This is a genomic window from Flavobacterium sp. GCM10023249 (genome assembly GCF_042653365.1).
Taxonomy (GTDB): domain Bacteria; phylum Bacteroidota; class Bacteroidia; order Flavobacteriales; family Flavobacteriaceae; genus Flavobacterium.
In genome coordinates, this window is sequence record NZ_JBHSHZ010000012.1 from 326,211 (window position 1) to 352,541 (window position 26,331).

General features: G+C 35.4%; 21 protein-coding genes and 2 tRNA genes. 10 read left to right on the forward strand and 13 right to left on the reverse strand.

Features of this window, described 5'->3' with window-relative positions; all coding sequences use genetic code 11:
- Positions 1–27: 27 nt before the first annotated feature.
- On the reverse strand, positions 28–1,155 hold the full coding sequence (locus tag ACFO7M_RS12245) for a DegT/DnrJ/EryC1/StrS family aminotransferase (protein ID WP_379716619.1): 1,128 nt from the start codon (positions 1,153–1,155) through the stop codon (positions 28–30).
- 95 nt (positions 1,156–1,250) lie between these two features.
- On the opposite strand from ACFO7M_RS12245, the gene ACFO7M_RS12250 reads away from it, so the two are divergent.
- From ACFO7M_RS12250 to ACFO7M_RS12260, 3 genes are all read left to right on the forward strand, one after another.
- Entirely contained in the window at positions 1,251–2,498 is a 1,248-nt protein-coding gene (locus ACFO7M_RS12250) for a 3-deoxy-D-manno-octulosonic acid transferase (RefSeq protein ID WP_379716622.1), read from the forward strand.
- 66 nt (positions 2,499–2,564) lie between these two features.
- Positions 2,565–4,712 (forward strand): S46 family peptidase, encoded by a 2,148-nt coding sequence (locus ACFO7M_RS12255; protein ID WP_379735916.1) that lies wholly within the window; start codon positions 2,565–2,567, stop codon positions 4,710–4,712.
- A 194-nt stretch (positions 4,713–4,906) separates the two neighbouring features.
- The gene (locus tag ACFO7M_RS12260) at positions 4,907–5,116 is read left to right on the forward strand and encodes a hypothetical protein (protein WP_379716627.1); all 210 of its coding nucleotides are present in this window, start codon (positions 4,907–4,909) and stop codon (positions 5,114–5,116) included.
- Positions 5,117–5,188: 72 nt separating this feature from the next.
- Here the strand turns inward: ACFO7M_RS12260 and ACFO7M_RS12265 are convergent, their stop codons facing one another.
- The 4 genes from ACFO7M_RS12265 to mutS all read right to left on the reverse strand — a co-directional run bounded on the left by ACFO7M_RS12265 (position 5,189) and on the right by mutS (position 8,707).
- Positions 5,189–5,560, reverse strand: coding sequence for a DUF1508 domain-containing protein (locus ACFO7M_RS12265; RefSeq protein WP_379716630.1), 372 nt, complete (start codon positions 5,558–5,560; stop codon positions 5,189–5,191).
- A gap of 219 nt (positions 5,561–5,779) precedes the next feature.
- A tRNA-Leu gene (locus tag ACFO7M_RS12270) sits at positions 5,780–5,864 on the reverse strand.
- Positions 5,865–5,886: 22 nt separating this feature from the next.
- Positions 5,887–5,959: transfer RNA gene (locus ACFO7M_RS12275), tRNA-Gly, on the reverse strand.
- 141 nt (positions 5,960–6,100) lie between these two features.
- The gene (gene mutS, locus ACFO7M_RS12280) at positions 6,101–8,707 is read right to left on the reverse strand and encodes a DNA mismatch repair protein MutS (protein WP_379716633.1); all 2,607 of its coding nucleotides are present in this window, start codon (positions 8,705–8,707) and stop codon (positions 6,101–6,103) included.
- A gap of 146 nt (positions 8,708–8,853) precedes the next feature.
- Here mutS and ACFO7M_RS12285 point away from each other — a divergent pair, with 146 nt between their 5' ends.
- The 3 genes from ACFO7M_RS12285 to ACFO7M_RS12295 all read left to right on the forward strand — a co-directional run bounded on the left by ACFO7M_RS12285 (position 8,854) and on the right by ACFO7M_RS12295 (position 10,840).
- Positions 8,854–9,324, forward strand: a complete 471-nt coding sequence (locus tag ACFO7M_RS12285) for a DUF1573 domain-containing protein (protein WP_379716636.1) — start codon at positions 8,854–8,856, stop codon at positions 9,322–9,324.
- 74 nt (positions 9,325–9,398) lie between these two features.
- Positions 9,399–10,286, forward strand: a complete 888-nt coding sequence (locus tag ACFO7M_RS12290; RefSeq protein ID WP_379735917.1) for a hypothetical protein — start codon at positions 9,399–9,401, stop codon at positions 10,284–10,286.
- Positions 10,287–10,306: 20 nt separating this feature from the next.
- Positions 10,307–10,840 carry an RNA methyltransferase gene (locus ACFO7M_RS12295; RefSeq protein WP_379735919.1) on the forward strand — a complete coding sequence of 178 codons (534 nt, stop codon included), beginning with the start codon at positions 10,307–10,309 and terminating at the stop codon, positions 10,838–10,840.
- A 20-nt stretch (positions 10,841–10,860) separates the two neighbouring features.
- On the opposite strand, the gene folK is transcribed toward ACFO7M_RS12295, so the two are convergent.
- A complete protein-coding gene (folK, locus tag ACFO7M_RS12300; protein WP_379735921.1) occupies positions 10,861–11,997 on the reverse strand; it encodes a 2-amino-4-hydroxy-6-hydroxymethyldihydropteridine diphosphokinase in 1,137 nt (378 codons plus the stop codon).
- A 122-nt stretch (positions 11,998–12,119) separates the two neighbouring features.
- Here folK and sppA point away from each other — a divergent pair, with 122 nt between their 5' ends.
- Positions 12,120–13,886, forward strand: coding sequence for a signal peptide peptidase SppA (gene sppA / locus ACFO7M_RS12305; protein ID WP_379735922.1), 1,767 nt, complete (start codon positions 12,120–12,122; stop codon positions 13,884–13,886).
- A 133-nt stretch (positions 13,887–14,019) separates the two neighbouring features.
- The gene (locus ACFO7M_RS12310; RefSeq protein WP_379735924.1) at positions 14,020–16,656 is read left to right on the forward strand and encodes an AsmA-like C-terminal region-containing protein; all 2,637 of its coding nucleotides are present in this window, start codon (positions 14,020–14,022) and stop codon (positions 16,654–16,656) included.
- Between the two features lie 33 nt (positions 16,657–16,689).
- On the opposite strand, the gene ACFO7M_RS12315 is transcribed toward ACFO7M_RS12310, so the two are convergent.
- On the reverse strand, positions 16,690–17,484 hold the full coding sequence (locus ACFO7M_RS12315; protein ID WP_379735925.1) for a DUF2797 domain-containing protein: 795 nt from the start codon (positions 17,482–17,484) through the stop codon (positions 16,690–16,692).
- A 100-nt stretch (positions 17,485–17,584) separates the two neighbouring features.
- Between ACFO7M_RS12315 and ACFO7M_RS12320 the strand changes: the two genes are divergently transcribed.
- Complete coding sequence (locus ACFO7M_RS12320; RefSeq protein ID WP_379735926.1) at positions 17,585–19,099, forward strand: GH3 auxin-responsive promoter family protein; 1,515 nt, start codon at positions 17,585–17,587, stop codon at positions 19,097–19,099.
- Between the two features lie 193 nt (positions 19,100–19,292).
- The gene (locus tag ACFO7M_RS12325) at positions 19,293–20,861 is read left to right on the forward strand and encodes an OmpA family protein (RefSeq protein WP_379735928.1); all 1,569 of its coding nucleotides are present in this window, start codon (positions 19,293–19,295) and stop codon (positions 20,859–20,861) included.
- Between the two features lie 68 nt (positions 20,862–20,929).
- On the opposite strand, the gene clpX is transcribed toward ACFO7M_RS12325, so the two are convergent.
- The 6 genes from clpX to ACFO7M_RS12355 form a co-directional block, all read right to left on the reverse strand.
- Positions 20,930–22,162 (reverse strand): ATP-dependent Clp protease ATP-binding subunit ClpX, encoded by a 1,233-nt coding sequence (gene clpX / locus ACFO7M_RS12330; RefSeq protein ID WP_379716662.1) that lies wholly within the window; start codon positions 22,160–22,162, stop codon positions 20,930–20,932.
- A 60-nt stretch (positions 22,163–22,222) separates the two neighbouring features.
- Complete coding sequence (gene clpP, locus ACFO7M_RS12335) at positions 22,223–22,879, reverse strand: ATP-dependent Clp endopeptidase proteolytic subunit ClpP (RefSeq protein ID WP_379716664.1); 657 nt, start codon at positions 22,877–22,879, stop codon at positions 22,223–22,225.
- Positions 22,880–23,028: 149 nt separating this feature from the next.
- Positions 23,029–24,354: a trigger factor gene (gene tig / locus ACFO7M_RS12340; RefSeq protein WP_379716666.1), complete on the reverse strand. Its 1,326-nt coding sequence runs from the start codon at positions 24,352–24,354 to the stop codon at positions 23,029–23,031.
- 96 nt (positions 24,355–24,450) lie between these two features.
- A complete protein-coding gene (locus ACFO7M_RS12345) occupies positions 24,451–24,792 on the reverse strand; it encodes a phage holin family protein (RefSeq protein WP_379716669.1) in 342 nt (113 codons plus the stop codon).
- Positions 24,793–24,810: 18 nt separating this feature from the next.
- A complete protein-coding gene (locus ACFO7M_RS12350; RefSeq protein WP_379736055.1) occupies positions 24,811–25,575 on the reverse strand; it encodes an alpha/beta fold hydrolase in 765 nt (254 codons plus the stop codon).
- Positions 25,576–25,579: 4 nt separating this feature from the next.
- The gene (locus tag ACFO7M_RS12355) at positions 25,580–26,305 is read right to left on the reverse strand and encodes a pyridoxine 5'-phosphate synthase (RefSeq protein ID WP_379735930.1); all 726 of its coding nucleotides are present in this window, start codon (positions 26,303–26,305) and stop codon (positions 25,580–25,582) included.
- Positions 26,306–26,331: the final 26 nt, after the last annotated feature.

Below are 26,331 nucleotides of genomic sequence, written 5' to 3' on the forward strand. Positions count from 1 at the left end.
CTCTTTTTTCTTTTCTCTTCTTGTATATTAAACAAATTCTAAAATTGAATCTGTGATAAACTTGATTTGTTCGTCATCTAATTCAGTATGCATTGGCAAAGCTGCTACTTCATTCACCAATTGATTGGTTACTGGAAAATCTGCTTCATTGTAACGAGAGTCGGCATACGCTTTCTGACTATGCAACGGAATTGGATAATAAATTGCACAAGGAATTCCCTTAGCTTGTAAATGCGCTAAGAGACCATCTCTTTTTCCATTCGTAACACGAATTACATATTGATGAAACACATGGTCGTCTCCATTCAAATCAAATTGCGGCACTACAATATTCGGATTTACAGCAAGCGCTGTATTGTATTTATTAGCTGCTTCCCTGCGCGCTGTATTATACGCATCCAAATGAGGCAATTTCGCTTTTAAAACCCCAGCTTGAATACTATCCAAACGAGAATTCACTCCAACCACATCATGATGATAACGGACATACATCCCGTGGTTAACAATTCCTCTTAGCTTATGAGCCAGATCATCATCATTGGTAAAAATAGCACCACCATCACCATAGCATCCTAAATTTTTAGAAGGAAAAAACGAAGTTGCTGCTACATGGCCGATAGCTCCCACTTTTACTTTAGTTCCATTTTTCGAAGTATAGTCTGCACCAATCGCTTGGGCATTATCTTCAATAACATATAAATTATGTTCACGGGCAATTTCCATAATAGCATCCATATTTGCTGCACGTCCAAATAAATGAACTGGAACAATTGCTTTGGTTTTTGGTGTAATTGCCTTTTTAAGCGCTTCGACAGAAATATTCATAGAATCCATTTCCACATCTACTAAAACGGGAGTCAATTGCAACAAAGCAATTACTTCTACCGTTGCAGCAAAGGTAAAATCGGCAGTTATCACCTCATCGCCTGGTTTCAAATCCAATCCCATCATGGCAATTTGTAAAGCATCAGTACCATTAGCACAAGGAATAACATGTTTTACTCCCAAATACTTTTCTAAATCGGCCTGAAACTGATGCACTAATGGACCATTAATATAAGTAGTCGTATCTAAAACCTCCTGAATCGAAGCATTTACTTCTTCTTTTATTTTATCATATTGACTTTTCAAGTCAACCATTTGTAATTTTTTCATAATGCAAAATTGTGAACACAAAAATAACAATTTAATGGCGGTTGCCAACGAAAATAAATCTATAAACTGTATTTTAGCCTCACAAAAATAAAAGTATGTTTCTTATATACAATCTTATTGTTCACATCGCTGAACTTTTAGTGAAAATTATCGCCAAATTTAGTCCAAAACTCAAGCTATTCGTTGATGGACGAAAGAATGTTTTTACCACATTATCCTCAAAAATCGACAAAAAAGACCAAACAATTTGGTTTCACGCTGCTTCTTTAGGAGAATACGAACAGGGTTTACCGGTAATGGAAGCCATCAAAGAAAAATACCCCAACCACAAAATCATTCTCACATTCTTTTCTCCTTCTGGCTATGAAGTACGAAAGAATAATCCGATTGCAGATCTCACGGTATACTTACCATTAGACACCCAATCCAATGCAAAAAAATTCCTTTCATTGGTTCATCCTGAAAAAGTATTTTTCATCAAATACGAATATTGGCCGAATTACCTCAACGTATTGCGAAACGATAAAATTCCGACCTATTTAATTTCTGGGATTTTCAGAAAAAAACAAACTTTTTTCAAATGGTACGGTGGTTTTTACCGAAAAGCATTATTTAGCTTTACTCATTTTTTTGTACAAAACAATTCTTCTAAAAATCTACTTCAAAGTATCGGATTCAACAATGTAACCATTAGTGGCGATTCTCGTTTTGATCGTGTAGCCGCAATTCTAAACAAAAACAACCAATTGGATTTTGTAGAAGAATTTTGCAAAAATCCATCCCATGATTTTAAAATGACTACCATTGTTATTGGAAGCTCTTGGCCGAAAGACGAAGAACTATTAGTCAATTATATCAATAGAACTTCTCACCGACTTAAGTTCATTATCGCTCCTCACAACATCAAACCCGAGCAAATTGCCAATCTAAAATCGGAGATTGCCAAAAAAACAATCCTATTTTCAGAAATGAAAGACCAAAAACTCTCTGACTACGATGTTTTGATTGTTGACACCATAGGACTATTGACCAAAATTTACAGTTATGCTGACATTGCATACGTAGGAGGCGGTTTCGGTAATCCAGGAGTACACAATATTCTAGAACCGGCAACTTTTGGCATCCCCATAGTAATCGGCCCCAATTACAGCCATTTCGCAGAGGCTACAGCTTTGGTAAAACAAGAAGGCTGCACTTCTATCACCAATCAGAAAGAAATGAATTACGCTTTGGATGTATTAGTACAAAATCCTGACGAACGTCACGAAAAAGGACACATTTGTAGCACTTTTGTCCAAATGAACAAAGGAGCTACCGATAAAATTCTGAATTCCATATCTTAACAAAAACTTAAAATAAAACACAAACAACTGTAAAATTGTAAATTGCACCACTATTAAATTGACATTATGAAATTTTTACGACTACTCTTTATTTTATTCGTTGCGCCAGTTTTTGCCCAACAAGGTGGAATGTGGATTCCTTCATTATTAAAAGGAATGAACGAAGCCGAAATGAAAAACCTGGGAATGAAAATCACTGCCGAAGACATTTATTCGGTAAATAAATCAAGCTTAAAAGACGCTGTTCCTCATTTTGATGGAGGCTGTACTGCCGAGGTAATTTCCCCAAAAGGTTTGATACTTACCAATCACCACTGTGGATACGACAACATCCAAAGCCACTCAACCGTTGAACACGATTATTTGACTAACGGTTTTTGGGCATACAAAATGGAAGAAGAATTACCCAACAAAGATTTATTCGTAACCTTTATTGTTCGCATTGAAGATGTAACTACTAAAGTATTGGAAGGCGTTAGCAATCTTCCGACAGAAGCCGAAAAGCAAAAGAAAATTCAGGAAAACATCGCTTCATTAAACAAAACATTACCAAAAGAATCATGGCAAGACAACATGATTAAAACTTTTTTTGACGGTAATCAATACCTATTATTTGTTACAGAAACCTTTAGAGATGTGCGTTTAGTAGGTGCTCCGCCAAGTTCTATTGGAAAATTCGGTTCCGATACAGACAACTGGGTTTGGCCTAGACACACTGGCGACTTTTCATTGTTCCGTATTTATGCTGACAAAAACAATCGCCCTGCAGAATATTCGAAAGACAACGTACCATATACTCCGAAACACTTCTTCCCTATCTCTTTAAAAGGTATTCAAGAAAATGATTTCACCATGGTTATGGGGTATCCTGGAAGAACTCAGGAATACTTACCTTCATTCGCTGTTGAACAAATCATGAATGAATTGAATCCAGCGAAAATTGAAGTTCGTGATGCGGCTTTAAAAGTTCAGGACGGGTTTATGCGTAAAGACAACGCTATCAAAATTCAATATGCTTCAAAATATGCTTCAGTAGCGAATTATTGGAAAAAATGGATCGGAGAAACTAAAGGTTTGAAAAAAACCAACGTAGTAAACGTGAAGCAAAAATTTGAAGCCGACTTACAAACTAAAATCGAAAAAGCAGGCAAACAATCGGAATACGGCAATGTATTGAACGAATTCAAAACCAATTATGCCAATATCAGAGAATATGCTTTGGCGAGAGATTACTATACCGAAGTCGTTTTACGCAACACCGAGATTCTTTCTTTCGGTTCACGTTTGTTTCAATTAGAACAAGTATATAATGCTAAAGGAGAACAAGCATTTAATGACAGAAAAAACAATGCAATAGCTGCATTCGAAGGATTATACAAAGATTTCAATGCCAATGTAGATGAAAAAGTTTTCGAACAATTGATCAACATTTATGCTACAAAATCACCAAAACAATTTTTACCTTCAACTTTACAAAACATCAACGCATCAGAATTAGCAACCGATATTTTCAAAAACTCAAAATTAACGTCTTACAACGGATTGAAAGATTTATTGAGTGGAGATGCAAAATCGGTAATTGAAAAATTGAATCAAGACAAAGGATATGCTTTAGTAAAATCCATTGCAGAAGCTTACAATAAAAATGTAGCTCCAAAATTTGATGAAATGAACTTAAAAAATATCGCTTTGCAACGTACCTACATGAAGGCGATTTTAGAATTGAGTCCAAAATCAGCTCGTATTTTCCCAGACGCCAATAGCACATTGCGTGTTACTTATGGAAAAGTAAAAGGCTACAAGCCGGCAGACGCGGTAACTTATACACCAGTAAGTTATTTGGATGGTGTTGTAGAGAAATACATCCCTGGCGATTACGAATTTGATGTTCCAAAGAAACTAATCGACTTATACAACGCAAAAGATTACGGAAGATATGCTGACAAAAACGGTAAAATGCCCGTAGCTTTTATCGCTACAAATCACACCACAGGAGGAAACTCCGGAAGTCCTGCTTTGGATGCGAACGGAAATCTTATCGGATTGAATTTTGACCGTGTTTGGGAAGGCACTATGAGTGATATTTATTATAGTCCTGAAATTTGCAGAAACATCATGGTAGATGCTCGCTATATTTTATTTATCGTCGATAAATTTGCTGGCGCAAAAAATTTGGTCGAAGAAATGAAACTGATTCTTCCTAAAAAGAAATAATCAACTCAATATCAATATTTTAATGCGGATTTCATAATTTGGAGTCCGCATTATTTTTTGGCACGCAATTTGTAAATTAATCAGCACGGGTAAAGGGCGGAATTTTTAAAAAAAAAATCAAAAAAAGTTTTTCCTATCAAAAATTTTATATCTTTGCCCCGAATTAATAATTAACCTTTTATAATTTAAGTAAGATGAAAAAAGTTGTTTTAAGCTTAGCATTCGTTGCTGCTGTATTCGTTTCTTGTAAAGATCAAGCTGCTGAAGCTCCAGCTGAAGCTCCAGTAATGGAAGAGGCTGTTGTTGCTGATTCTGCTGCTGTTGTTGCTGATTCTGCTGCTGTTGTTGCTGATTCTGCTGCTACTGAAGCTGCTGCTACTGCTACTGAAGAAGTAAAAAAATAATTAGATACAATCTAGTGTTTTTAAAAAGCTCCGTATTGCGGAGCTTTTTTTTATCTATTAACAATAGACCACTTATACATTTTCTTCGAAAGCCTCAATTTCTGGAAAAACAAAATCATTGGTAGAAAAATCCAACATCTCAGCCATAGATCCAGAACGAACAATTTCATCAATACCTCTTTGCATCAAAAGTTGCGTAGTATATTTACGACTTGTAGCCATTTCTTTTTTATTGATAATTAGCCTAAAGTAGAATTTTCCACTAGAAGTCTTAAATCGCATAAAAATAGCCTCAGGAAGAGAAGTTTTGATCAACTCCACATCTTCCTCACATTCGAAACGCAATTCATAACTATCACTCGTCAGAATCGTCTTCCCTTTACGAGAAACGAATTCAAACTTGTAATCGTTATTACTTCGTTTAGTAATAACAAAAACCCCCATTTTACTTTTTTAGTTTGCGTAGATTAATAAGTATAATTGAAAATGAATCAGATAAAACCACTTCCCTATCATTTTACAAGCGAGGCAATTTAAGCATATTCCTCAAGTCTTTTTTAATTTCTAAAAGAATGTTTTCACAAAATGAAAACCCAAACTGTTTATAATTTATGGAAGAGTATAAAAACAAAAAAGCTCCAAACTTAATGTAAGGAGCTTTTGTACTCAAGGCGGGACTTGAACCCGCACGAACGAAATGTTCACTGGATTTTAAGTCCAGCGTGTCTACCAATTCCACCACTCGAGCAAATATATTTTCTAGGTAGTAGAGCGAAAAACGGGGTTCGAACCCGCGACCTCAACCTTGGCAAGGTTGCGCTCTACCAGCTGAGCTATTTTCGCATTGCGTCTTTTTAAGAACTTCGCCACACTTGTTCCGTATTGCGAGTGCAAATATACAACAAGAATTTACTTCTGCAAGAACTTTTTGAAAAAAAATTACATCAATTTTTTAAGCTATTGAATAGTAATATTTTACAAAAATTATTTTTTTGAAATCATTCGCTTAATTTCATTCAATTTCATCAAAGCTTCAACAGGAGTCAGGGTATTGATGTCTAAATTTAAGATTTCCTCTTTGATTTCCTCCAAAAGCGGATCGTCTAAATTAAAAATACTCAACTGCATTTCGTCTTTATCCGATTGAATTCCACTCAATGCTTCCGCAGAATGGTTCTTTTCCAGTTTCTTTAAAATCTTTCCTGCCTTTTGAATTACAATTTGTGGCATTCCAGCCATTTTAGCCACGTGAATACCAAAACTGTGCGCACTTCCTCCTTTTTCCAATTTACGAATAAAAAGAACGGTATCCTTCAATTCTTTAACAGATACGTTATAATTCTGAATTCGAGGCAAACTTTCAGTCATTTCGTTCAGCTCATGGTAATGCGTTGCAAATAATGTTTTCGGTTGAGCCGGATTTTCATGTAAAAACTCAGCAATAGACCAAGCAATTGACACTCCATCATACGTACTAGTTCCTCGTCCGATTTCATCCAACAACACCAAGCTTCTATCCGAAATATTATTCAAAATTGAAGCCGTTTCATTCATTTCCACCATAAAGGTAGATTCACCCATTGAAATATTATCACTGGCTCCTACTCTGGTAAATATTTTATCCACCATACCCATAGTAACCGATTCGGCAGGCACAAAACTTCCCATCTGAGCCAACAACACAATCAAAGCCGTTTGACGTAAAATAGCCGATTTACCCGACATATTCGGTCCGGTAATCATAATGATTTGTTGTGAATCTCTATCCAAATACACATCATTGGCAATATAAGGAACACCAATTGGCAGTTGCTTTTCGATTACAGGATGACGACCGTTTTTAATATCCAGCTCAAAAGATTCGTTAATCTCAGGTCGCACATAATTATTATCGATTGCTTGCTGTGCAAACGACGCCAAACAATCCAATTGTGCAATCAAATTCGCATTCAGCTGTACGGGCTTTATGTAAGTCGCAATCCAACTCACCAATTGTTCGAACAGCTGGTTTTCCAATTGCTGTATTTTTTCTTCGGCACCTAAAATCTTGGTTTCGTATTCCTTTAATTCTTCAGTGATATAACGTTCAGCATTAACTAAAGTTTGTTTACGGATCCATTCTGACGGTACTTTGTCTTTGTGCGTGTTACGAACTTCAATATAATAGCCGAATACATTATTGAACGAAATTTTCAGCGAAGGTATTCCAGTCGCTTCCGATTCTCTTTTTTCAATAGCGTCCAAAAATCCTTTACCCGTATTGGAAATATTGCGCAACTCGTCTAATTCAGCATTCACACCAAAAGCTATGGCATTTCCTTTATTAATAGCCACAGGCGCTTCCTGATTCAAGGTGTTTTGGATTTTTTCGCGCAACAAATCACAAGAATGTAAACTGTCACCAATAACTTTAACCGCTTCTTGTGGACTTTTCAACGCCAATTCTTTCACTGGAATAATTGCATCCAGAGATTCTTTCAGGTAAATCACTTCACGAGGTGAAATTCTTCCGGCAGCCACTTTAGAAATAAGTCGTTCTAAATCGGAAATTTGTTTAATCTGATATTGTATTTGCTGTAAAATATCCTGATGCTCTTTCAAATAACCAACCACTTCGTGACGGCCTTTAATTTTATTACTATCCTTTAAAGGAAGTGCCAACCAACGCTTCAACAACCTTCCGCCCATTGGCGACAACGTTTTATCAATTACATCCAAAAGCGTTACTGCATTTGGATTATAACTATGGTACAATTCCAAATTACGAATAGTAAAACGATCCATCCACACATAAGCATCTTCCGCAATGCGGTGGATTGAGGTAATATGTTGTATTTTTTTATGTTGTGTTTCCGACAAATAATATAAAATTGCACCCGACGCTATGATTCCGTGAGCCAATTCCTCAATTCCAAAACCTTTCAATGAATTCGTTTGAAAATGATTGGTTAGTGTTTCAACAGCATAATCTTCTTTGTACACCCAATCTTCTAAGTAAAAAGCATGAAAATTCTCTCCAAACGCTGTTTTGAAATCGTTTTTATTTTGTTTAGGAACCAAAATCTCACTTGGCCCGAAGTTTTGTAGCAACTTATCTACATATTCTTCATTTCCTTCCGAAGTTAGGAATTCACCTGTTGAAACATCCAAAAAAGCGACACCCAGCTGTTTTTTTCCAAAATAAACCGAAGCCAGGAAATTATTGGATTTAGACACTAAAACCTCATCGTTCATAGAAACTCCAGGAGTAACCAACTCCGTTACACCTCTTTTTACAATGGTTTTCGTCATTTTAGGATCTTCCAATTGATCACAAATCGCTACTCGTAAACCTGCCTTCACTAATTTCGGCAAATACGTATTTAATGAATGATGTGGAAATCCAGCCAAAGCCGTTTCAGAATCGCTTCCGGCTCCGCGTTTTGTCAAAGTGATACCTAAAATTTTAGAAGCTCGGATAGCATCATCTCCAAAGGTTTCGTAAAAATCCCCAACACGAAACAATAAACAAGCATCCGGATACTTTGCTTTTATCTCATTATATTGTTTCATTAACGGCGTCTCTTTCGGGGCTTTTTCTTTTGCTGACAAAATATTATAATTTAAAAATACAGGCGACGAATTTAATTATTTTTGGCCTAATATTTGCTTAAAATATTTAACAACAATTTTCAGGAGATTTCCGAATTGTAAATTAAAATTATTTATACATTTGTTACATCAACAAAAAAAGTGTTATGAAAAAAATTATACTAATGTTTGCTGCAGTTGCATTTTTAGGAACCTATACAGCTACCGCTCAGGAAGCACCTGCAAAAGCAAAAGCAAAAACTGAAAAGAAAGCAAAAAAAACAAAACTACCTAAGGTAGATGGTGTAGGATTGGTTTTCGAAAACGAAACGATAGACTACGGAACAATTGAACAAGGAGCTGACGGAAAACGCGAATTTGTTTTAACAAATAACGGGAATCAACCATTAATCATTAGTAACGCTCAAGGATCTTGCGGTTGTACCGTTCCAACTTTTCCAAAAGAGCCTATTTTACCTGGAAAATCAGCTGTAATCGGGGTGAAATATGACACGAACAGAGTTGGTCCTTTCACAAAAACAGTAACAATTACTTCTAATGCTACTGCTGGAGCTTCTAAAGTTCTTACAATCAAAGGAACCATTAATGCTAAACCAGGAGAAACTCCTAAAAGCTAATTACGAAAAACATTACAATACGAAAGCTCTCTATTTGGGAGCTTTTTTATTTTTGACCTTTGAAAAAAATCGCTTTGAAAATCTGTGTATCTTTTTTTTTGCTTTTCACTTCTTGCTTTATCACAGCACAGAAAACCGAACGGATTTCTCTTCGCAATTACCGCGTCAATTATTTAAGCGATACTTTAAGAGAAACATCCGGCATAAGCTTCTTTGGTGAAAAGTTTATTACTCACAACGATGGTGGCAATCCTGCAACTGTCTATCACATTGATTCAAAATCCGGAAAAATAGTCAATTCCCTTAAAACTAATCTCATCAATACCGATTGGGAAGCCATAACCACCGACAGTAGTTATATTTACCTAGGAGACTTTGGCAATAATTCAAATACTAGAAAAGATTTAACTATTTATAAAACCAAAATTGAAAACGATTCCAATCTTTCCTTAGTTTCAAAAATTGATTTTGAATATAAAGAACAAACCGATTTCACCCCAAAAAACATTCGGCATAATTTTGATGCAGAGGCAATGTTTTACAGGAATAACAAAATTCATTTATTCACTAAAGAGTGGAAAAACAAAGCTACCTCACACTATATCATTGATCCAAATTCTTCGGAAAAGCAGATAATCAGTAAAACAGAAAGTTTCCCAACACAATTCCTTGTTACAGATGCCGCTTACTACAATCAAAAGTTATATTTGATTGGTTACACCAAAAAAGGTCGATGCTTCTTATTGATTTTCAATAGCCCAAACAATGACATTTTATTCAGCAACGATTATAAAAAATACAAACTGGGCTCAACTTTGTCCATTGGACAAATAGAAGGAATTGCGGTAAACCAAGATGGCATTTACATTTCAGGAGAACGCTTTTTCAAACTTCTTTCCAAAGCCCAGCCCTCTCTCTATTTTATCCCTTTTAAAGCGATAAAGAATACTGGAACTTTTTAGTTTTTATGTAATTTTGCACCATGAGAAAAATTGAAAACAGCGAATTAGAACGAAAATCGGTTGAAGAATTCAAGCAAGCAGACAAAACACCCATCATAGTAGTTTTGGACGACATCAGAAGCTTACACAATATAGGATCCGTTTTTAGAACAGGCGATGCTTTTTTGATTGAAAAAGTCTATTTATGCGGAATCACAGCTACCCCACCCAACAAAGAAATCAACAAAACGGCATTGGGGGCAACCGAAACAGTTGCCTGGGAATACAAAAAAAATGTTCTGGAAGTAATAGAAGAACTTAAATCGCAAGACGTTTCAGTGTATGCCATTGAACAAGTTGAAGACGCAATCTTTCTTGATAATTTTACGGTGAAGAGTAACAAAAAATACGCATTGGTTTTTGGAAATGAAGTATTCGGAGTAAATCAGGATGCCGTTAAATTATGTGATGGCGCAATTGAAATCCCGCAATTAGGAACCAAACATTCTTTAAATGTTTCAGTATCCACTGGGATTGTAATTTGGGATTTGTTTTGTAAATTAAAGCAGTCTTAATCGATACAAATCGAATAAAACTAGCAATTTAATTTATTATGTATTGCCTGTAAAATAGTAACATAATCCTCTTGACGTTTGACAAAATCGAAATCAGAAACATCAATTACCAAGACATTCAAATCGGTTTGCGTTTTGATATAGTCTAAATATCCTTGATTGATTTTATCCAAATATTCAGCCGGAATTTCTTGTTCGTAACTACGACCTCGCTTTTTGATATTTTTCAAAAGCCTTTCTGTATTTTGATACAAATAGACATACAAGTCCGGCTTAGGCATTTCTTTGTAAATAATATCGAATAATGTTTTATACAAACGGAATTCATCTTCCTGTAGAGTTACTTTGGCAAAAATCAGCGATTTGAAGATATGATAATCGGCCACTACAAAATCGGCAAATAAATCAAATTGCGACAAATCATCTGCCAATTGCTGGTATCGATCGGCCAAAAAAGACATTTCCAAAGGAAAAGCATAGCGATTTTGGTCTTTATAAAATTTCGGCAGAAAAGGATTGTCTGCAAAACGCTCCAAAACCAATTTAGCATTGAAGTCTTCGGAAATTCTGGTAGCCAATGTCGTTTTGCCAGCACCAATATTTCCTTCAATAGCAATATAATTAACGGTATTAATGTTATAATCTATCGCAGGCGCTTTTAATTCACCCACCACTTCACATTGACTATCGTCGTTACATTGCAATAACAACTCCTCAATTGACTTCCCCAAAACAGGATGTTGCCAATCCAATTTCAAATCGGCTACAGGTAACAATACAAACTTTCGGTATTGCATTTGAGCATGTGGCACATGAAGGTGATCAGTTATCACTACCAAATTTCCAACAGCAACAATATCTATATCAATGATTCGAGCTTCGTATCCGCTATTTTGCTTGCGAAAACGACCCATTTCTTTCTCGATACTGGTTATTTTTCGCAGAATTTTTTCAGGAGAAAAAGAAGAATGTAAAACCAATGCACAATTATAAAAAGCATCACTTTCAAAACCCCATGATGGTGTTTCATATAATTTTGAAACACGCAAAACAGTTCCAATTCCCTGGTGGATCAATTGGATACATTGTGCTAGATTTTCTCTTCTGTTCCCTATATTACTGCCTAAGGAAAGGACTACTTTTTGCTGCAAACTCATAACTGCCACAAAATAACTAAAAAGAATTGTAGTATAACAGCATATTCCTGTAACTGTTAATAACTATTTTCTTGTAACAAAAATTAAGTTTCGACTACTTATTAGGTATAAATATTTGAAACATGAAATTTTTAGGTAATGTATTAGCCACTGTAATAGGGCTTTTTGTTTTTTGTTTTCTATTTTTCTTCGGAATCATCATTTTGGGTGCTTTATTTGGCGGAGAAGAAAGAACTGTAGTCAAAGATAATTCGGTAATCGAGCTCGATTTAGCCAAAGTCACTAATGATTATGGAGGAAAATTCAATTATAAGGATATGCCTTTTCTTAATGACAAGGGAACAAAAGATGGTTTAACCGATGTTTTACGCGCTATTGAAGCAGCCTCTGAAGACGAAAAAATCAAAGGGATTTCAATTTTGAATAACGAAATTCATTTGGGTATAGCTCAAACAAAAACATTACGTGATGAGTTGGAAAAATTTAAAAAATCAGGAAAATTCGTTGTGGCTTACGGTAACGTACTATCACAAAAAGAATACTACCTGAACTCGGTTGCAGATAAGGTATACTTAAATCCTGTAGGAGAAATGGACTTCAAAGGTTTATCAACAGAAATTATGTATTTCAAAGATTTTCAAGATAAAACCGGTTTAAAAATGGAAGTGATTCGTCACGGTAAGTACAAAAGTGCCGTTGAACCGTTTTTAGCTAGCGAAATGAGTCCTGAAAACCGCGAACAAATTACGGCTTTCCTTACCTCAATTTGGAACTCAATAATTACTGACATTTCTAAATCCAGAAATATTCCAGCAGAAAAATTAAATACAATTGCTAACGACTTATTGGCAAGAACTCCAGAAATGGCTAAAAGCAATAATCTAGTTGACTTTGTTGCGTATGAAGATGTGTACCACAATGACATCAAAAAGCGTTTAAAAGTAGAAGCTGATGAAGACTATAATACAATTGCCATTTTAGATTACGCCAAAGATGTTGCTTTAGACAATGAATTTTCGACGAAAGATAAAATTGCCATTATTTATGCGCAAGGAGAAATTGGTTCAGGAGAAGGTGATTTGAATGTTGTAGGAGAAGGTTCCATGCGTCGTTCATTGAAAGAAGCACGTGAAGATGAAGATGTGAAAGCAATTGTATTACGCATTGACAGCCCGGGAGGAAGTGCTTTAACATCCGATTTAATCTGGAGAGAAATCGAAATTACCAAAAAAGTAAAACCAGTAGTGGTGTCCATGGGTAATTTAGCAGCATCGGGAGGATATTACATTGCTTGTAATGCGAATAGAATTTTTGCAGAAAATAGCACAATTACAGGCTCAATTGGTGTATTCGGAATGCTTCCAAACTTTTCACAAATCAGCAACAAATATGGTATTAATACCGAATTAGTTGAAACACATAAAAACGCATCTGGTTATACTCCGTTTGAACCATTGGACAATGATTTCAGAAACTTCACACAAGAAGGTGTTGAGCAAGTGTACAAAACATTCGTAAGTCGTGTTGCTGCTGGGCGTAAAATGACGTACGCTCAAGTAGATGCCATTGCTCAAGGACGCGTTTGGAGTGGTTCAGATGCATTGAAACTTGGTTTAGTAGATAAAATCGGCGGAATGGATGATGCTATTGCGTATGCTGCAAGTTTGGCCAAAATGGAAGATTACGCCACTGTAGAATACCCGGAATTTGAGAAAGACTTTGAAGAGTTATTTGGCGGAAGCGGATTTTTCAGTTTCTTAAAAACTCGTGATGCTTTACTGAAAGAAGAATTAGGTGAAGAAAATTACCAAATGATCCAGCGCATCAAAACATTGAACTCTAAAAAGGGGATTCAAGCTTCACTCCCATTTGAAATAGAAATCCAATAAAAATATACTAATAACACCAAAAAATCCGTTCTCTTTAGAGCGGATTTTTTTTATGAAAACTTTACATCAGGATTTCAATATATCGCGTATTTTTGTAAGAAATGTTATTTACTCAATCCAAATCAATTGAACAATGAAAAAGAAAATATTTATTGGTGTTGGTGTTTTTTTACTGGTAACTGTTGCCGCTTTGGCCGCTATTCCCGTATTTTTTAAAGACCAGATTAAGGCAAAGATTCAGCAATCCATTAATGAAAACTTGAATGCCAAGGTTTCTTTTGAAGATGCAGGTTTGAGCTTGTTCAAAAATTTCCCAAATGCCAATGTTTCAATCGAAAAATTGGTAGTAATCAATAAAGCGCCTTTTGAAGGGGATACTCTAGTTGCTTTTGACGAATTAAATTTACAAATGTCGGTTACCGAATTATTCAAAGGCGAAAAGGAACCGATGACATTGAAAGCCATATCTGTTGAAAACGGATTGGCTAATATCCTTTTCAATAAAGATGGAGTTGGAAATTTTGACATTGCCATAAAAGACGACAAAAAAGAAGAAACGAAAGAGGAAAGCAAACCTTTTTCTATGAATATTCAGAATTATGAAGTAGAAAACTTTCGCTTTAAATATTATGATGAACGATCTAGAATCAAATTGGTTATTGATAGTTTGAATCACAGTGGAAAAGGAAACTTCGGAACTCAGAAATTAGACCTCGATACTAAATCCACTGCAAAAATATCCATCGACATGGACAAGATGAATTACATGAACAATGTCAATTTATCGTTAGACGCCATTTTGGGTATCGATTTGGAAAAAAGTAAATACACTTTCAAAGACAATAAAGCTAAGATTAATGAATTACCATTGGAATTCACCGGTTTCATTCAATTATTAGAAAACGGACAAGAATACGATTTGAGTTTCAAAACGCCAACTTCTGATTTCAAGAACTTTTTAGGGTTAATTCCTGCTGCTTACGCCGGAAATATCAGCTCTGTTAAAACTACCGGAAATTTTGCCGTTGATGGAAAAGTAAAAGGAACCTTGACCGATACAACGGTTCCGAAATTCAATATTGGTATCGCATCCAACAATGCTTCCTTCCAATATCCTGATCTTCCAAAATCAGTACAAAACATTGTAATTGACACTAAAATAATTAATGAAACAGGAGCTGTTACAGACACCTATGTTAATTTGAATCAACTTTCATTCAAAATCGACCAAGACGTTTTTAGCATTAAAGCAAGTATCAAAAATGCGATGACTAATGCATTAGTGGATGCTGCAATGAAAGGAACAATTAATCTTGGCAACGTAACCAAAGCGTATCCAGTAAAATTAGACAAACCATTATCAGGGATTTTAAAAGCCGATGTCAAAACAAAATTTGACATGCAATCGGTAGAAAAAAGTCAATACCAAAATATCCAAAACTCTGGTAACATTTCACTAACAGGTTTCAATTACACTGGCCCTGAAATGGCCAAACCTGTAGTTATAAAACAAGCGGTTGTTGCTTTTAACACCAATCAAATCCGATTGAATAGTTTGGATCTTAGAACTGGCGGATCTGACATTCGAATGAATGGAACTTTAGATAATTTCTACGGATTTTTATTTAGAAAACAAATATTGAAAGGAAATTTCAATTTGAATTCCAATCAGTTTTTGGTAGCTGATTTTATGGAGCCAGCCTCTGCAACAAGTTCCGGAAAATCTGCTCCAGCTGCAGAAGACAAGGGATCAGCTAGTTCAAAATCGAAAGAGGCGGTTAAAATTCCTGCTTTCTTAGATTGTACAATTGCAGCCAATGCCAATACAGTAATATACGACAACCTAACTTTAAAAGCAGTTTCGGGTAAAATGATTATTCGCGATGAAGCCGTTACGCTTCAGAACTTGAAAACCAATATTTTTGACGGACAAATCGGTTTAAACGGTGTAGTTTCTACTAAAGGAAATACACCAAAATTCAATATGAATCTAAATTTGGACAAAGTCGACATTTCAAAATCATTCACACAATTAGACATGTTGCGAAGCATCGCTCCCATTGCCGGAGCAGTTAGCGGTCGATTGAACTCCAATATCAAATTAAACGGAAACCTTGACGCCATTGAAATGACACCTGTACTAACTTCGTTAACCGGAGATTTACTTGGACAATTACTTTCCTCAACTCTCAACACCAATAATTCTCAAATGTTAACTTCTTTAGGTTCACAATTGAAATTTATTGACATGAAAAAAGTCAATCTGAATGATATTAAAGCTGCCGTTTCTTTTGACAATGGCAAAGTAGTGGTAAAACCATTTAAAGTAAAATATCAAGATATTACTGCTGAAATTGGTGGCGCACATGGTTTTGATCAAAGCATGAGTTACAATCTAAAATTTGATGTACCAGCCAAATATCTTGGAAATGATGCAAATAAAATATTAGCGAAATTAACTCCTTCTGAAGCAGAAAAAATTCAAAACGTTCCTATCACAGCAAAAATGACAGGAAATTTCAACAACCCGAAAGTTACAACCGACATGAAAGAAGCGACTGCAAATCTTGCCATGCAGGTAGCTAATTTGCAAAAAGAAAAATACCTAAACAAAGGAAAAGATGCATTGGGTGATTTATTAGGCGGTAAGAAAAAAACAGATACCGCTAAAACAACTGATCCTAAAAAAGATGCGGTTAAAAATACGGCCGGTCAGTTAATCGATGGAATTTTCGGTAAAAAGAAAAAACCACAACAAACTAACCCATAAAAATAAAAAGAGCTCCAAATTGGAGCTCTTTTTTTATAATGAAATCTTTACCACATATCCTTCAAATGTTCTGACGTTGAAAACGGTACCATCTTCAAATAAAAGATATTGTCCTTTGACACCAGTAAGCTTTCCTACAAAAGAAGAACTCTTCTCTAAATTCAAACTGCTTACTTTTTTCGGAAACTGAAGTACAGGGTAATGCAGCTCGTATAAATCATTTTTATCCACATCATAATACTCTTTCACTTCATTAGGAATCACATACTGCAATCCTTTGCGCTCTTTAACAATATCAACCGCTGGAATATCTCCTTTTAGCATTTTTTGCCAATTCGTTTTATCGGCATACAAACTTTTCAAGGCTACCTCCGTAATGCCTGCCAAATAACGATTGGGAACTTCAACAATCGGAATCGCTTGCACTGCACCTTGATCAATCCAACGCGTAGGCACTTGTGTTTTTCTGGTAACCCCTACTTTCACTTCACTGGATAAAGCCAAGTAAACAATATGAGGTTGCAATTGAACTCTCTTTTCATATTCTAAATCTCTGTCTTCGATTTCCAAATGTGCAGTACTCAATTCAGGTCGCATAATCCAATCTCCGGCAGCAGCACTACCCATAAAACAATCGTAACAAAAACCTTGTCGAAAGATCTTTTTCTTTTTTCCACATTCTAAACATTGATAACCTTGGTGAACAATTTCCATCTCTTTTCCTAGTAACTGATTCAGGCTCAGAAAGCTGTTCTCGAACACCAAATAATATTGAATCGGATTCGAAAATTCGGTTTGCATTTTGGTTAGTACACCTTCGTAAATCATAATTGGAAATAGGGTTAAGGATTAGGAATCTTGAAAAAATATGTTATTTTTGGTAAAGTTAAAAATACTGAATTAAAATTCGTAAATACTAAATTAAAAAATGCCTCTACCGATTATCAATTCAATTGCTTCCTGGGTTTTAAAACAACGCATTCATCAGATTGAGTTATTTTTAAAGTACCCGAACGAAGTTCAGGAAGAGTTGCTGATGAATTTAATAAAATCATCAGAAAATACGGTTTTAGGAAAACAATACGATTTTAATTCGATTAAAACCTACCATGCGTTTCAGGAACGCATTCCTATTTCGACCTATGAAGATTTAGAACCTTATATAGAACGAACACGTCTAGGCGAGCAAAATGTTTTCTGGAATGAACCCATCAAATGGTTTGCAAAATCAAGCGGAACAACCAATGCAAAAAGCAAATTCATCCCGGTAAGCAGCCAAGCATTGGAAGATTGTCATTATAAGGCCGGAAAAGATTTATTGTGTCTTTACCTCAACAATAATGAAGACTCTCAATTATTTACGGGAAAAAGCCTTCGATTGGGCGGTAGTAAGCAGTTGTACGAAGACAACAATACTTTTTTTGGTGATTTGTCTGCCATCCTGATTGACAACATGCCATTTTGGGCAGAATTCAGTAGTACGCCAAGTAACAAAACCTCATTAATGAGTGAATGGGAAACCAAACTATTGGCTATCGTAAATGAAACCAAAGGAGAAAATGTAACTAGTTTTGCTGGTGTTCCTTCATGGATGATGGTATTAATGAATAAAGTTTTGGAAGAAACTGGAAAAACCAACTTATTTGAAGTTTGGCCTAATTTGGAAGTGTATTTCCATGGAGGTGTAAGTTTTGATCCCTATCGAGAGCAATACAAAAACATTCTACCAAAGCCAGAATTCAAATACTACGAAATTTACAATGCTTCCGAGGGATTTTTCGCGATTCAGGATTTAAACAACTCCAATGATTTATTACTGATGTTGGATTATGGCATCTTCTACGAATTCATTCCTATGGATACTTTTGGCTCACCAAACCAAAAAGTTATTCGGTTGGCTGAAGTTGAACTCAATAAAAATTATGCTATTGTGATAACAACCAATTCCGGTTTATGGCGTTATATGATTGGTGACACAGTTCGCTTTACTTCATTAAAACCATATCGCATCCGTGTTACTGGTCGAACCAAACATCATATTAATGTTTTCGGAGAAGAACTTATGGTTGAAAACACCGATCAAGCGATTGCAAAAACCTGCCAGGAAACCAATTCTGAAGTAATTGATTATACGGTAGCCCCTATTTTCATGAATGGAAAAGAAAAAGGAGCGCATGAATGGATTATCGAATTCAGAAAAAAACCAGAAGATATTTCTAAGTTTACACAGTTATTGGATCAGAATATTCAATCGGTAAATTCCGATTACGAAGCAAAACGTTACAATAACATGACATTAAATCCTTTAGTTGTGAATATAGCCAGAACCAATTTGTTTTACGATTGGTTAAAAAATCAAGACAAATTAGGTGGTCAACATAAAATACCCCGATTATCCAATCAGAGAGATTATTTGGAACAATTGCTTTCCATTCAAGATTAATAAAACACAGCTTTTTCTTTGATTTCATGCGAAAAAAGCAACATTTACCGACAAACAACACCTCGTTTTAAATAGTCTACAGTCCTAAAAGTGCATTTCATCGATTATTTTGCCTTATAATCTATAAATTAGAGTCATACCGACTGTAAATCATACATTTGCACAAAATTTTCCAAAAAATCCTATTTTTCTCATGAAAAAAATTATTTTTTCATTTTTACTAGTCGGTATATCCACTACCATGACTTCGCAAGATTCGTTTGTGTCATACGAAACTAACGAAGCAGGTGTTTCAAATGAAATCATCGAATTAAACGATAAATATACCATTGCCCCAACAGGCATCAACTCTAAACTATCTGAAATTGGCTCTACTTTTTTCATGAACAAATACATCATGTATTCTTCTAGAAAAACGGGAGCAATCGGAGCTGGACGAGATGAAAACACCAACAATCCATACAACACTTTGTATTGTATGAACATTGACAAAAACGGAAATTTATCTCATCCTTATTTTTTCGCATCTGTACTAGATTCTAAAGGAAATGAAGGCGGACTGGCTTTTTCTCCAAATGAAAAAACTTTATATTATACCAAGAGTAACGAAGAGAATTCGAAGAATTACAAATTATTCAAAAGAGTTTTTGATGAAGAATGTCGTTGTACCTGGATCCAGGAAAGTCCAGTTGCTTTTAACAGTGACAATTATTCTATAGAGAATCCTTCGGTATCACCTGATGGTAAAAAATTATATTTTTCATCTAACATGCCTGGAGGTTTTGGTGGTTATGATATTTATGTTGCCGATATCGACGAACAAGGATTCCCTATCAATCCTGTTAATTTAGGCCGAAACATCAATACCGCTCAAGATGAAAAATTCCCCTATGTGGCAGCAAGCAACAAAGAGTTGTTTTTTTCTTCCAATGGACATCAAGGCTATGGAAATCAAGATGTTTTTGTTGCCAAAATCAGAAAAAATGAATTTTCATCACCCGTAAATCTAGGCAAAACCATTAATTCTTCGGCAGATGAAGTAGCGTTCATTTTGGCCAACAAAACAAAAGGGTATTTTACTTCTGATAGAAACGGCGGCCTGGGTTCTTATGATATTTACCGCTTTGATTTACAAAAAACCCCTATTTCATTACAAGGAGTGGCGCATGAAAATCTTTCCAAAATTGCCTTGCCTAACACTGAACTAGTATTGATAGACGAAAACGGGAAGGAAATAGAAAAACAGATAACTGACGAACAAGGAAATTACCAATTCAATGTAGAACCATTGGAAGTATATTCCATTGTAGCCAAGAAAGAAGGATACAATAATTTTGAATTACCAATTATTACCTCTGCTGGAAATTCATTTGCCAATGTTGCTCTACATCAAAAAAAGGCAGAAGTAACCAAAAACGCTATCATTGTTGAAAAAGTTTATTTTGACTATAATCAAAGTACCCTTAAAAAGGAGTCTACTTTATCTTTAAATAAGATTTATGATGTCCTTATTGCGAACCCTGAGATGAAAATTACTATCAACGCACATACCGATACGCGTGGTTCAGAAAAGTACAATTTGATTTTATCCGAAAAAAGAGCTGCAACAGCATTACAATATTTAATAAAGAAAGGAATTGACAGTAGCCGAATCACATCGAAAGGCTACGGTGAATCATTACCATTGTCCAATTGCAAAGACAAATGTACCGAGCAAGAATTCAATGCTGACAGACGAATTGAATTCCTGATTATTGAATAAATTTATTATACGTTATCCAAAAAAAAGCCTGAAGTAATACTTCAGGCTTTTTTTATTTTAGCATACGATTAAGAAGCAATTTCTAATCGTTTCAGCAAGTTTTTGGTCAATGCTTCTTCAACATAATTTTTGTCGATATGCAATTCTTTTTCGTCAGAACTTGGAATTTCATACATGGCATCTGTTAGAATCGCTTCACAAAGCGAACGCAATCCTCTCGCTCCCAATTTGTATTCCAAAGCTTTATCTACAATATAATCCAAAGCTTCATCTGTAATCGAGAATTCAGTTTCATCCATGGCAAACAGTTTTTTGTACTGTTTGATTAATGCATTTTTGGGCTCAGTTAAAATGGCACGAAGTGTTGCTTTATCCAATGGATCCATATGCGTTAAAACTGGTAAACGTCCGATAATTTCCGGTATTAATCCAAATTCTTTAATATCTTTTGGAATAACATATTGCAACAAATTGGTTTCATCAATTTTGTCCGTCTCTTTTGAAGCACTATACCCCATTGCTTGACGGTTCAAACGTTTTGAAATAATTCTTTCGATACCATCAAAAGCACCACCGGCTATAAATAAAATATCCTGGGTATTGACTTCCACGAATTTCTGATCCGGGTGCTTTCTTCCTCCTTTTGGCGGTACATTTACAACGGTTCCTTCTAATAGTTTCAAAAGTGCCTGTTGCACACCTTCACCTGATACATCACGGGTAATTGAAGGATTATCGCTTTTACGGGCAATTTTATCAATTTCATCAATGAATACAATACCTCTTTCAGCTTTTGCTACGTCATAATCGGCAGCTTGTAGCAAACGTGTCAAAATACTCTCAACATCTTCACCAACATATCCGGCCTCGGTCAAAACAGTCGCGTCCACAATGGCCAAAGGAACATCCAACATCTTTGCAATAGTCTTTGCTACCAATGTTTTCCCCGTTCCTGTTTGACCTGCCATGATGATATTACTTTTTTCGATTTCTACATCATCACCGTGATCTTGTTGCATTAACCTTTTATAATGATTGTAAACCGCAACCGACATTACTTTTTTGGTTTGGTCTTGACCAATCACGTATTTATCCAAAAAGGCTCTGATTTCCTTTGGTTTTTTCAACACTAAATCAGCGCTATTTCTTGCGATACCACTCGTTTTCATTTCCTCGAGAACAATACCATGTGCTTGCTCGATACAACGGTCACAAATGTGCGAGTTAATACCGGCTATCAATAGATTTGTTTCAGGTTTCTTTCTTCCGCAGAAAGAGCATTCTAATATTTCTTTTGCCATTACTTTTTGTCAATATCCAAAGTTTTAAAGATTTTCACTTTCACTTTTCTTTGGACCAATTTATCTTCTTAACACTTCATCAATCATTCCGTACTCCTTCGCTTCATCCGCAATCATCCAATAATCACGCTCACTGTCTTTGTAAACTTTATCAAAAGACTGATTCGAATGTTTTGCGATGATTTGGTACAATTCGTCTTTTAATTTCAACATCTCTTTCAAGTTGATTTCCATGTCTGTTGCCACACCTTGCGCACCACCTGATGGCTGGTGAATCATCACTCTAGAATGCGGTAAAGCAGAACGTTTTCCTTCGGCTCCGGCACACAATAAAACAGCTCCCATTGAAGCGGCCATACCTGTACAAATAGTAGCAACATCAGGCTTGATATACTGCATCGTATCATAAATTCCTAAACCTGCGTAGACACTTCCACCTGGAGAGTTGATATAAATCTGGATGTCTTTAGAAGCATCAACACTTTCTAAAAACAATAACTGCGCTTGAATGATATTGGCCATATAATCATCTACTCCTGTTCCCAAGAAGATAATTCTATCCATCATCAAACGCGAAAACACGTCCAATTGTGAAATATTCAATTGACGTTCTTCAATAATATACGGAGTCATACTACCTACAATTTTGTCATAGTACATACTGTTTACTCCGTGATGCTTAGTCGCAAATTTTTTAAATTCTTTACCGTAGTTCATTATAAAGTATTTATGAGTTTGTATATTTTTTTATTCTACTATTGCAAATTCCGTCAAAATTCATACCCTTTTTAAGGTCTGCCATTTTGTCTATAAAAAAAGCGTCAAATTATACAATCTGACGCTCAAATATAATGATTTTTTGAAGATTATTCTCCGTACATTTCTTTTACAAACTGATCGTAAGAAACTTCTTTTGTTTTAGCGTTAATTTTATCTTTGAATAAGTTCAACATTTTTTCGCTCATTACTTGCTCAGACAAACGACGTACTTCATCTTGGTTCGATAAAACTCGAGCAACAATTCCGTTTACATCTTCGTCAGTTGGGTTCATTTGACCAAATTGCGCCATTTGTTTTTTGATAATATCACCAGCATATGCTTTTAACTCATCAAAAGTGATTTGCAAGTTGTTCTCTGCAATGATTTTACCTTCAATTAATTGGTAACGCAAACCATTCTCTGATTTAGCATATTCCTCTTCTGCTTGCTCAGCAGAAAGTGGGTTTTCTCCAGCAACTTGAATCCATTTTTTCAAGAATTCAGCAGGCAATTCTACTTGGTGGTTTTCCAATAAGAAAGCCGAAGCATCGTTATAGAATTTTTGATCCGCTTGTTGCGCAAATTGCTTTTCAGCATCTTCTTTAATTTTAGCTTTCACTTCTTCTACTGAAGAAACATTTCCAGCACCAAATAATTTATCAAATAATTCTTGGTTTAATTCTGCAGGCTCACTTGTAGTAACTTCTTCGATTTTGAAATCAACATTGATATCCAAACCGTGCACATCATCGTGACCAACTCCCATATAATCCATCAATTTGTGATCATCATCAAACAAACCTTTGGTTCCAACAGTTACTACATCACCCGCTTTTTTACCAATAAAAGCTTTAACAGCTGTTTTGCTTTTGAAAATATCCAAAGTAATTTGAGCCGGAGCATTGATTCCTTTTTCTTCGTTGATGAAAGTTCCTCTGATATCGTCTCCTTCAGCAACTTCTGACTTTGCAATCATTTTACCGAATTGCTTTTGGATTCTAGCTACTTGCTCATCCAACAATTTATCATCAGCAACGATTTTGAAATACGTTAAGTTATTCTTTCCGTCTAATTTTACATCAAATTGAGGTGCTAAACCTAATTCGAATTCAAATTTGAAATCATCAGCATCCCAGTTGAAATCAGATGTAAACTTAGGAAGAGGATTTCCTAAAATATCCAATTTTTCGTCAACTAAGTATTTGTTTAAGTTTTCTTGTAATACTTTATTAACTTCCTCAGCTAAAACTGCTTTACCATATTGTTTTTTTACTAATGACATTGGCACTGCTCCTTTTCTGAAGCCAGGAATGTTAGCACTTTTACGGTAGTTTTGCAAAACTTTCTCTACATTGTCAGCATAATCGTTTTTTGCAACTTCTACAGTTACCACTGCGTTTAACGCATCGATATTGGTTTTTGTAATATTCATTATATACGTTTTTTACATACTAAATTTGGGTGGCAAAATTACATAATTTATACCACCCAACAAATTTTATTTAACTGAAATTTAACCCGCTAATTGTTAGTCTTTTATAAACTTGTAAAGTATCCATTGCGAAACAGACAAAAGAATACTAAAAAGCATGGCTGTAAGGAAACTGTTTACCTCAAATCCATCAACAAGATAATCGCAAGCATATACCATAATAGTGTTAATCACCAAAAGGAACAAACCTAGGGTAAAAAAGGTAATCGGCAATGTAAAGAAAACCAAAATAGGTTTCACAAAAGTGTTTAACAACGCCAAGACCACAGCTACAATTAAAGCTGTAACAAATCCATCCACCTGCACACCAGGCTTTAAAAAATAAGACAACAGCAATACTACAATTGTCGAGATCAATAATTTTTTCAATATGCTCATTATAATTTTATTTTTGGGTTAGTTTGTCAAAAAGTATACCGTTTTTTCAAAAAATTCCTTTGGATTTTCAGCATGAAGCCAATGCCCGGCATTGGATACTGTTTGAATCTCTGCGTTAGGAAAATGATGGTAAATCGTTTCAAAATCCGAATCTAAAATATAATCCGATTTATCTCCGCGCAAAAATAAAGTTTTTTTATCGAAATGACTTTCAAAAGGCAAAGCATCACCAATTACCGAAGTATTTTCGGTAAACACTTTTAAATTGAATCTGAAATCAAGTTGTCCCGGTTCAACCCAATACAAGTTTTTCAGCAAAAACTGTCTTGTTCCAAAATCATGAATATAATCTGATACGATTTCTTCTGCTTCAGCACGCGAGGGTTTTTTAGAAAAATCAACAGCATTCAAAGCCGTTAAAATTGTCTGATGATGTGGCGCATAAAATTTCGGTCCAATATCCGCCACAATCAATTTACCAACCAATTCAGGATAATTTGTTGCTAACAACATAACTACCTTTCCTCCCATTGAATGACCAATCACATCCACTTTTTCCAATTGATAGAATTTACAATATTCCACCACATCCTGTACCATAAAATCGTAACCCCAATCATTTGAATGGAAACTTTTACCGTGATTTCGTAAATCTAAAGCATGCACTTGAAATCCTTGCTCTGCATATTGCGAAGCAAGAGTCTTCCAATTGTCCGACATTCCGAGAAAACCATGAATAATAAGCAACGGCTTTCCTTCACCAATTATATTTGAATTAAGCAACATCTTATTTCAATTTTTGAAGATACATATTCACTACATTTTCCAATCCCAAGTACAATGATTCGGAAATTAACGCATGACCAATGGAAACTTCAAGTAAACCCGGAATATTCTGATTGAAAAACTGAATGTTATCCAAACTTAAATCATGGCCTGCATTTATCCCCAATCCTAATTCATTGGCTAGTTTAGCCGCTTCAACATAAGGCAAAATACCATCTTTATTTCCTAAACCGTATTGATGCGCGAATGCTTCGGTATACAATTCGATTCTATCGGTTCCGGTCGCTTTGGCACCTTCAACCATTTCCAACACTGGATCCACAAAAATTGAAGTTCGAATACCATTGCGTTGAAATTCGGCAATGACCTCTTTCAAATACGCTTGATTTTTAATGGTATCCCAACCTGCATTGGACGTTAAAGCTCCAATCGCATCTGGAACTAAAGTTACTTGCGTCGGTTTGCATTCCAAAACCAAATCAATAAAATTATGTTGGGGATTTCCTTCGATATTATACTCGGTATATACCACATTTTTTAAGTCACGAGCATCTTGATAACGAATATGCCTTTCGTCTGGTCTCGGGTGAATCGTAATACCATTAGCTCCAAATCCCTGAATACGTTTTGCTGCTTCCGTCACACTTGGAGTATTGCCACCACGAGAATTCCTCAACGTAGCAATTTTATTAATATTTACGCTTAATTTACAATTGTTCTGTGTCATTTTGACGTCATTTTTATAGGATTCGA